We start from the raw sequence: 9,467 nt of genomic DNA on the forward strand, positions 1-9,467 counted from the left end.
CGGTCCTCCAGGACGGCGGGCGAGACGTTCTTGCCGCCGTTGGTGATGATGATGTCCTTCTTGCGGCCGGTGATCTTCAGGTACCCGTCGTCGTCCAGGGTGCCCAGGTCGCCGGTGGCGAACCACTGGTCGGCGTCCAGGGCCTCCTTGGTGGCGGTCGGGTTGTTCCAGTAGGAGGTGAAGACCGTGCCGCCCTTGATCAGGACCTCGCCGTCGTCGCCGATGCGGATCGACGCGCCCGGCAGGGGCTGGCCGACCGTGCCGGGCCTCGGGTCGAGCGGCGGGATCAGGGTGACCGCCGCCGTCGTCTCGGTCAGGCCGTAACCCTCGTAGATGACGATGCCGCAGCCGAAGAAGAACAGGTTCAGCCGGGTGTCCAGGGGCGAGCCGCCGCTGATGGCGTACCGGACCCGGCCGCCGAGGGCGGCGCGGATGCGGCGGTACACCAGCAGGTCGTACAGCCCCCGGGCGAGCGACAGACCCAGGCTCGGGCCGGGGCCCTTGCCGAGGTACTTGTTGAGCGCCGCCTCGCCGTACTTCACGGCGATCCGGTCCGCCCGCTCGAACGACGAGCCGCGGCCGATCTTCTCGGCCATGGCCCGCCCGGTGTCGTGGATCTTCTCGAACAGGTACGGCACGCCGACCAGGAACGTCGGCTTGAACAGGGCCAGTTCGGGGCGCAGTTCGTCCGGCTTGATGCTGGGGCAGTGGCCGATCTCGATGCGCCCGGCCAGGCAGGCGATCTGGATGGTGCGGCCCAGGATGTGCGCCAGCGGCAGGAACAGCAGTGTCGAGGCGGTCTGCTTGGTGACCGCCTCGAACACCGGCTGGAGCAGCTCCACCACGTTGGCCGCCTCCGCGTGGAGGTTGGCGTGGGTGAGCACGCAGCCCTTGGGGCGCCCGGTGGTGCCGGAGGTGTAGACGAGGGTGGCGATGGTGTCCGGGCTCAGCGCGGTCCGCCGTTCGGTGACCTCCGCGTCGGCCACGTCCCGGCCGAGCGCGGTGAGCTGGGCCAGCGCCCCGTCGTCGATGCGCCACAGGCGCGGCTGCGGGAGGTCCCGGGAGACCTCCGCGATGGCCGTCTCGGCGGTGGCGGCGTGGTCGGCGTTCTCGACCACGATGAACGCGGTGCCGGAGTCCCGCAGGATCCACTCGATCTGCTCGGCCGAGGAGGTGGCGTAGATGGGTACGGTCTGGCCGCCCGCCGCCCAGATCGCGAAGTCCAGCACGGCCCACTCGTAACAGGTCCGCGCCATCACCGCGACCCGCCCGCCGGGCACCAGACCCGCCGCGATCAGCCCCTTGGCCACATCCGTGACCTCACGCGCGAACGCCGCCGCCGTCACCGGCACATACCGGTCACCGACCTTCCGGCGCACCGCCACACTGCCCGGCGCCTCGGCCGCGTTGGTGAACGGGATGTCCGCGATACTGCCCGACGTCGGCGGAGCCACCAGCGGCGGCACCCGCACCTCACGGACCACCCCGTTCTCACGGATCACTTCCGGCCGGACGCGGGTGGACAGATCCCCGTGCTTCTTCGCCCTCTTGAGGTCCTGTCGTGCGCCCATGTCAGCTCCCTTGCTGGCTTTCGAGTATGGCGGTGACGCCGAGGCCACCGGCGGCACAGATGGAGATCAGGCCCCGGACGGTGCCGCCACGCTCCTCCGCCAGTTGGTTGAGCTCCTTGGCGAGGGTGGCCACGATGCGCCCGCCGGTCGCCGCGAAGGGGTGGCCGGTGGCGAGCGAGGATCCGTTGATGTTGAGGCGGTCGCGGTCGATCGCGCCCAGCGGCTTGTCCAGGCCCAGGCGGCGCTCGCAGAAGCCGGCGTCGTCCCAGGCGGCGAGGGTGGCGAGGACCTGGGAGGCGAACGCCTCGTGGATCTCGTACAGGTCGAGGTCCTGGAGGGCGAGCCCGGCGGCCTCCAGCAGCTTCGGCACGGCGTAGACGGGAGCGGTCAGCAGCCCGTCGGGGCCGTTCACGAAGTCCACGCCCGCGGTGCGGGAGTAGGTGAGGTAGGCCAGCACGGGCAGTCCGCGCTCGGCGGCCCACTCCTCGCTGGCGAGCAGCACGGTGGAGGCGCCGTCGGTGAGCGGCGTGGAGTTGCCCGCCGTCATCGTCGGGCTGGGGCCGTCGGTGCCGAAGACGGGCTTGAGCTTGGCCAGCTTCTCCACGCTGCTGTCCGGGCGGAGGTTCTGGTCGCGCTCCAGACCGCGGTACGGGGTGATCAGGTCCTCGAAGAAGCCCGCCTCGTACGCGGCGGCCAGGCGCTGGTGGCTGGTGGCGGCCAGCAGGTCCTGGTCCTCGCGTGAGATACGCCACTCGGCGGCGGTCCGGGCGGCGTGCTCGCCCATGGACAGGCCGGTCCTGGGCTCGGCGTTGCGCGGGATGTCGAGCATCACGTGCTTGGGCCGGATACCGGTGAGGGCCTTGAGCTGCTGCCCGGTGGACTTGCCGCGGCGGGCCTTCAGCAGGACCTTCCGCAGGTCGTCGTTGATGGCCAGCGGCGCGTCGCTCGCCGTGTCCACGCCGCCCGCGATGCCCGCGTCGATCTGGCCGAGGGCGATCTTGTTGGCGACGAGGATGACCGCCTCCAGACCGGTGCCGCACGCCTGCTGGATGTCGTAGGCGGGTGTGCGGTGGTCAAGTGCGCTGCCCAGGACGGTTTCCCGGGCGAGGTTGAAGTCCCTGGCGTGCTTGAGGACCGCACCGGCGACGAACTCCCCGAGGAGCTGGCCGCGCAACTCGAACCGGTCCACCAGCCCGGCCAGCGCGGCCGTGAGCATGTCCTGGTTGGACGCGGTCGCGTACGGCCCGTCAGAGCGGGCGAAGGGAATGCGGTTACCGCCGAGGATCGCCACACGGCGCCCGACCGCTGTCATGGCCGTCTCACTCTCTCCTTGTGGTCCTTGTGGTCCCGGACCGACTGATTTAACTTGCCAGTAGACTTACCCTTCAGTAAGGAGGAAATCAATGGCTGATAGGTACTTCACGTTCACCACTGGTCGTCCCGGGGCCTTCATCTCCAAGCGTCTGGGCCTGCCGCGCCCGACCGTGCTGGCCCGGTACCGGCCAGGTCAGCCGGTGGCCAGGGGCCCCGTGGAGCTCGGCGCCGCGGACGGCGGACGGCTGGCCAAGGGCCTGCGTGAGATTCTCGACTCCTGCGGCGCCACGGTCCAGGACCGTGCCGAACGTCCTGGCGCGCTGATCTTCGACGCGACCGGCATCACCGACGCGAGCCAGTTGGAACAGCTCTACGCGTTCTTCCACCCCCGCATCCGCTCGGTGGCCTCCTCGGGGCGTGTGCTCGTGCTCGGCACGCCGCACGAGCTGGCCGACAGCCCCCGTGAGGCGGCGGCCCAGCGCGCGCTGGAAGGTTTCGTCCGTTCCGTCGGCAAGGAGCTGCGGGGCGGCGCGACCGCGCACCTGGTGCTCGTGGCGCCGGGCGCGGAGGACTCGCTGGAGTCCACCGTCCGTTTCGTGCTGTCCGCCCGCTCCACGTATGTCTCCGGCCAGGTGCTGCGCGTGCGCCCGGAGCCGGCCGGCACGGTGGAGGCGCCCGCCGACTGGGAGAAGCCGCTGGCCGGCAAGACCGCCATCGTCACCGGCGCCTCCCGGGGCATCGGCGAGACGGTCGCCCGCGTGCTGTCCCGTGACGGCGCCCGCGTGGTCTGTGTGGACATCCCGGCCCAGGGCCAGGCGCTGCGCGACGTCGCCGGCAAGATCGGCGGCACGGCGCTGGAGCTGGACATCACCGCCGACGACGCGGTGGAGCGGACCATCGCCCACCTGGAGTCGGAGTTCGGCGGCGGCGTGGACATCGTCGTGCACAACGCGGGCATCACCCGCGACAAGACGCTCGGCGGCATGGACGCCGCCCGCTGGAACTCGGTGATGGCGGTCAACCTGATCGCCGTGGAGCGTCTGACCGACGGCCTGCTGCCCGTCATCCGCGACGGCGGCCGGATCATCTGCACCTCGTCCATCAGCGGCATCGCCGGCAACATGGGCCAGACCAACTACGCCGCCAGCAAGGCCGGCCTGATCGGTCTGGTCGAGTCCCTCGCCCCGGCGGTGGCCGAGCGCGGCATCACCATCAACGCCATCGCGCCCGGCTTCATCGAGACCCAGATGACCGCCGCCATCCCCCTCTTCATCCGCGAGGCCGGCCGTCGTATGAACAGCCTCAACCAGGGCGGCGAGCCCGTAGACGTGGCCGAGGCCGTCTCCTACTTCGCCTCGCCCGGCACCGGCGCCGTCAGCGGCCAGGTCCTCCGGGTCTGCGGCCAAGCCCTTTTGGGAGCGTGACGAACACCATGTCGACCCCGGGCATGACCACTCTGTACGCCCGCGCGCTGCTCATTCCCAAGCGCGGCGACGGCCAGGTTCCCGTGCGGCGGCTTCTGCTGCCCGACACGGTGGCCGACCCGGGCCTGCTGGCCCGGTACGCGGAGGTGTGCGGTTTCCGGCGCAGCGACCGGCTGCCGCCGACCTTCCCGCACATCGTCGCGTTCCCCCTGGCGATGGTGCTGATGACCAAGCGGGACTTCCCCTACCGGCTGCCGGGCCTGGTCCACATCGTCAACCGGATCGAGCAACTGCGGCCCGTCGCGCCGGGGGAGGCCCTCAGCTACCGCGTCGAGGCCACCCAGCCGTCGCCGCACCCCAAGGGTGTGACGTTCGACATCCTCGCGGAGGCGGAGGACCGCGACGGTGCGGTGGTGTGGCGTTCGGCCAGCACGTTCCTGCGCCGCGGCTCGGGCGGGTCCAACGGCGCCAACGGGTCCTCGGCGGCGAAGAAGGCCCCCGACGGCGGTGAGCTGCACGAGGCGGTGGACGCCGCTCTCAGCCAGGAATGGTCCGTGCCCGCCGGCATCGGGCGGCGCTACGGCGCCGTCTCGGGCGACCGGAACCCGATCCACCTGCACCCGCTGGGCGCCAAGATGTTCGGCTTCCCGACGGCCATCGCGCACGGCATGTGGACCAAGGCCCGCAGCCTGGCCGCGCTGGAGGACGTGCTGCCCGACGCGTTCGCCGCGCAGGTCTGGTTCCGCGCCCCGGTCCAGCTCCCCACCCGCGTCGCCTTCCGGGCGGGCGAGGCCGGTCCCGTCCGCCCGTTCGAGCTGAACTCGGCGGACGGGAAACGACACCACCTGTACGGCCGCATCGAAAAGGTGCGGTGACCCCCCTTCCCCTCACTGATCCAGGAGATAGCCGCTCACGTCTCCCGGGGTGGTGTCCACACCTCCCCGGTGAGCACGTTCCGCATCCCCACCCACATCATGTTCATCAGGCCGATCGTCATGCGCTCGGGCGACTGACCCGGATGGCGCTCCATCCACTCGGTCAGCGAGTCCGCCGCGCCCACCAGGGCGTGCGCGACGAAATCGGCGTCCTGCTCACCCAGGCCGGGCCTTCCGCCCTCGGTGATGCCCTGCCCGACCAGCCCGGCGACCACGGCCATGATGGAGCGCCGGGCCTGGGCCAGCTCCGCGGAGATCGCCTCGCTCTGGTCGGGCGCCTGCCGGTGCAGGACCAGCCACGCGTCCCGGTGCTCGGCGACGAACGCGAAGAACGCCGTCAGGCCGGCCCACAGCCGCTGCTCGGGAGTGGAACCCCCCGCCTGCGCGGCGTCCTTGAACGTGGCCGCCAGGCGCTGCGACTCGCGCCGGATGCACGCGACGAACAGCCCTTCCTTCGAGCCGAGGTACAGGTACACCATCGGCTTGGAGATCCCGGCCAGCTCGGCGATCTCGTCCACGACCGCGGCGTGGTAGCCGCGCTTGGAGAAGACGTGGAGCGCGGCGTCGATGATCTCCTGCTCGCGGACGTTCCTCGGGAGTCGCCGTCTTCGTTTGTCGCTCACTCTTGCCAGCCTACCTAGGCAGTGCGTAATCTTACTCTTCAGTAAGTCTACTTCAGAGTAAGTCTCACAGTGAGGTGGGTGGCACGACATGGCCGACAGCCCCAACATCCGCGATCTGGACTTCGCGAACGTCACTCCCAAGGAGTTCGCCCAGATCGTCAAGAAGCTCTCCAAGAAGGAGATCGCGGAGCTGGCCGCCGACCCGGACGTGCGGCAGCGGGTCATCTCCGAGGTCTTCGGCCGCATGGAGAGCCAGTTCCGCCCCGAGGGCGCCGGCTCCATGAAGGCCCTGATCCGCTGGGAGGTCACCGGTGACCCGGTCGTCACCTGGGAGACCGCCATAGCCGACGGCCAGGTGAAGGTCACCCCCGGCCGCTCGGACGCCGAGCCCCGCGTGACGCTCGCCGCCAACGACGCCGACTTCCTCAAGCTGGTGTCGGGCAACGGCAGCCCCGTCGCGATGTTCATGACCCGCAAGCTCAAGGTCACCGGCGACATCGGCCTGGCCTCGGCCCTCCCCAAGCTGTTCGACATCCCGAAGGCGTGAGTATCCATCCATGAGCGGCTTTTCTCTCGACCTCACTGAAGACCAGCAGGACCTCCGGGACTGGGTGCACGGCTTCGCCGCCGATGTCGTCCGTCCCGCGGCGGCCGAATGGGACGAGCGGGAGGAGACTCCCTGGCCGGTCCTCCAGGAGGCGGCCAAGATCGGCCTGTACGGCTTCGAGTCCCTCGCCGAACTGTTCGGCGACCCGACCGGTCTCTCCCTCCAGATCGCCAACGAGGAGCTCTTCTGGGGCGACGCCGGCATCGGCATGGCCCTGTTCGGCACCTCCCTGGCCGTCGCCGGCATCTTCGCCTCCGGCACCCCCGACCAGATGGCCGAGTGGGTCCCGCAGTGCTTCGGTGACGAGAACGACGTGAAGGTGGCGGCGTTCTGCGTCTCCGAGCCCCAGGCGGGCTCCGACGTCTCCGCCATGCGCACCCGGGCCCGTTACGACGAGGCCAAGGACGAGTGGATCCTCAGCGGCCAGAAGGCGTGGATCACCAACGGCGGCATCGCCAACATCCACGTCGTCGTCGCCTCCGTCGACCCCGAGCTGGGCGCCCGCGGCCAGGCCGCGTTCATCGTGCCGCCCAACACCCCGGGCCTGGTCGGCAACCGCAAGATCAAGAAGCTCGGCCTGCGCGCCTCGCACACCGCCGACGTCTTCCTGGACGACGTGCGGGTGCCCGGCGAGTGCCTGCTCGGCGGCAAGGAGAAGCTGGACGCCCGGCTGGCCCGGATCCGCGAGGGCAACACGGCCAAGGGCCAGGCGGCCATGGCCACCTTCGAGGTCTCCCGACCGACCGTCGGCGCCCAGGCGCTCGGCATCGCGCGCGCGGCCTACGAGTACGCCCTGGAGTACGCGGGCGAGCGCGAGGCGTTCGGCCGCCCGATCATCGAGAACCAGGCCATCGCCTTCACCCTGGCGGACCTGCGGACCGAGATCGACGCGGTCCGGCTGCTGATCTGGCGCGCGGCGTGGATGGCGCGCAACGAGAAGCAGTTCACCGCCGGCGAGGGCTCCATGTCCAAGCTGCGCGCCGGTGAACTCGCCGTCAGCGCCACCGAGAAGGCCATCCAGATCCTGGGCGGCGCCGGTTACAGCCGGGAGCACCCCGTGGAGCGGATGTACCGCGACTCGAAGATCTACACGATCTTTGAGGGCACGAGCGAGATCCAGCGCCTGGTGATCGCCCGCGCCATCTCCGGCCGCCACATCCGCTGACGCGCCGGAACCCTCAGCCACTGCGAAACGGCAGGTGAGCGACCGAGTCGGCGTTCCCTCTGCCCGCTGCCGCCCCCCGCGAACTGGTCACTCGCGGGGGGCGGCAGGTTTTTCCCGGACCGCTCGGCGGCCGGGAGAGGTCGCGTCGCCGTCGCGGCAGCGGCACTTTCGAGTGGCTCCGGGCGCGGGCCACCGGGCCCGCCGACGGGTCGCTCCTCGCCGTGCCGACCGGCGCGGACCACGGCACCGCCCCCGGGTGCGGCGACCCCACCGGGCTGGGGACGGCCGGACCGTTCGCTGTTTCCGGCCGCTCTCCGGGGCTACCGTTCAGGTGTCGAGCCGGACGAATCGCGGGAGTCGGCATGCCCGAGAGCAGTGACGAGTACACCGGCGCGCGCATCGCGGAGTTGCGTGCCCGGCGCGGCCTGACCCAGACCGGGCTCGCCATGCGCGCCCACGTCTCCATGTCGCTGCTCTCCAAGGTCGAATGCGGACAACGACCCGCGTCACCGGCCTTCGTCGCCGCGTGCGCCCGCGGACTCGGCGTCCCCGTCGCCGAGTTGCTCGGACAGCCGTACGCGGACGAGTTGCGCCGTGACCGGCTGGACGTCCTGCTCCAGCCCATCCGCGTCGGCATGGAGAACTGGGACGTGCCGCACGACTGGACCACGCCCCCGCGCCACCCGTCGCTGATCGGCCGGGACGTGCGGCGGCTCCTCCTCCAGCGCCGCCATGCCGAGTACACGCCCATGCTCCGGGACCTCCCCGGCGTGATCGACGAGTGCGTCCACGCGGTGCACACCTCGACCGGCGAGGACCGGCGGTACGCCTACGAGTGCCTGGCCAACGCCTTCCGCTGCGTCTTCACCGTGGCGTGGAACTTCGGCTACCAGGACCTCGCCACGGTGGCCCTGGACCGCATCGCGCTGGCCGCGCCGCAGGCGGACGAGCCGGGGCTGCTCGCCGTCCAGGCGTACCTGCGCGCCCAGACCGTGCTGGCGCACGGCCGCTACGACATCGGACTGCGCGTCGTCCAGCGGGCGTTGACGGACCTCGAAGGCCAGGACTCCCGGCGCCCGGAAGGACTCGACGCCCTGCGCGGCAGCCTGCATCTGCGCGCGGCCGTGATCGCCGGACGCGCCAAGGACCGTGCCCGCGCCGACAGTCACCTCGCTGTGGCCAGGAGCCTCGCCGAGGAGACGGGCGAACTGCCCGACTACGGCCTCACCTGGGGCCCGCCGAACGTCGGCGTGCACGCCGTCGCGGTCGTCTCGGAACTGGAGGAGTACGACGAGGCCATCCAACTGGCCGGAGACGTCCGCATCCCGCGCGGATGGTCCCGCTCACGGGCGGGGCACCACTGGATGGACGTGGCCAGGATCCACGCCTGGGCCGGAAGCCGGACAGAAGCGCTGACCTGCCTCCAACGAGCCCGCCGCGCGGCCCCGCAACAGACGAAGTACCACCCCACGACCCGGGAAACGGTCATCCAGCTACGCCGCCGAGAACACTCCCGCACCGGCCCCCTGGCCCGCTTCGCCGCGTGGATCGGCGTGACGTAAGCCTCTCGCGGTGCCATATCCCGCGCGCCGGAAGTTGCACACGTCTGTGCAACTCGCCCCCCGGGAACCCCGGCAGGCTTGGTGACTGTCAGCGCACGACAGCTCACTGGAGAGCAGAGTTATGGTCGCAGCTCAGTTCTTCCCGGGGTCCGGCCGGGGTTCGTTCGTGTCTTGTCCGGCGTGGATGCCGGGTGAGGGGGATGGGGTGCGGACGTTGCCGGCGGGTGCCTTCTTCGATGCCGTGGTGGTGGTGCGGTGTCGGGGGC

At 71.0% G+C, this 9,467-nt stretch carries 8 protein-coding genes; 5 read left to right on the forward strand and 3 right to left on the reverse strand.

Annotated elements, in window-relative coordinates:
* Together BN2279_RS06675 and BN2279_RS06680 are read right to left on the reverse strand one after the other, a co-directional pair.
* Window positions 1-1,571: AMP-dependent synthetase/ligase (locus BN2279_RS06675; protein WP_059007445.1), on the reverse strand; the 1,571-nt coding region annotated here is incomplete at its 3' end.
* Between the two features lies 1 nt (window position 1,572).
* Entirely contained in the window at window positions 1,573-2,883 is a 1,311-nt protein-coding gene (locus tag BN2279_RS06680) for an acetyl-CoA C-acetyltransferase (protein ID WP_059007447.1), read from the reverse strand.
* Between the two features lie 91 nt (window positions 2,884-2,974).
* On the opposite strand from BN2279_RS06680, the gene BN2279_RS06685 reads away from it, so the two are divergent.
* Complete coding sequence (locus BN2279_RS06685; protein ID WP_059007449.1) at window positions 2,975-4,309, forward strand: 3-oxoacyl-ACP reductase; 1,335 nt, start codon at window positions 2,975-2,977, stop codon at window positions 4,307-4,309.
* A gap of 23 nt (window positions 4,310-4,332) precedes the next feature.
* On the forward strand, window positions 4,333-5,184 hold the full coding sequence (locus BN2279_RS06690; protein WP_199827652.1) for a MaoC family dehydratase: 852 nt from the start codon (window positions 4,333-4,335) through the stop codon (window positions 5,182-5,184).
* A gap of 35 nt (window positions 5,185-5,219) precedes the next feature.
* Here BN2279_RS06690 and BN2279_RS06695 read toward each other — a convergent pair whose 3' ends face one another.
* The gene (locus BN2279_RS06695) at window positions 5,220-5,867 is read right to left on the reverse strand and encodes a TetR/AcrR family transcriptional regulator (protein WP_059007453.1); all 648 of its coding nucleotides are present in this window, start codon (window positions 5,865-5,867) and stop codon (window positions 5,220-5,222) included.
* 88 nt (window positions 5,868-5,955) lie between these two features.
* Between BN2279_RS06695 and BN2279_RS06700 the strand changes: the two genes are divergently transcribed.
* From BN2279_RS06700 to BN2279_RS06710, 3 genes are all read left to right on the forward strand, one after another.
* Window positions 5,956-6,414, forward strand: coding sequence for an SCP2 sterol-binding domain-containing protein (locus BN2279_RS06700; RefSeq protein ID WP_059007455.1), 459 nt, complete (start codon window positions 5,956-5,958; stop codon window positions 6,412-6,414).
* A 10-nt stretch (window positions 6,415-6,424) separates the two neighbouring features.
* On the forward strand, window positions 6,425-7,639 hold the full coding sequence (locus BN2279_RS06705; RefSeq protein ID WP_059007458.1) for an acyl-CoA dehydrogenase family protein: 1,215 nt from the start codon (window positions 6,425-6,427) through the stop codon (window positions 7,637-7,639).
* Between the two features lie 362 nt (window positions 7,640-8,001).
* Window positions 8,002-9,201, forward strand: a complete 1,200-nt coding sequence (locus BN2279_RS06710) for a helix-turn-helix domain-containing protein (RefSeq protein ID WP_059007460.1) — start codon at window positions 8,002-8,004, stop codon at window positions 9,199-9,201.
* Window positions 9,202-9,467: the final 266 nt, after the last annotated feature.

The sequence above is a fragment of the Streptomyces specialis genome (assembly GCF_001493375.1).
GTDB classification, from domain to species: Bacteria; Actinomycetota; Actinomycetes; order Streptomycetales; family Streptomycetaceae; genus Streptomyces; species Streptomyces specialis.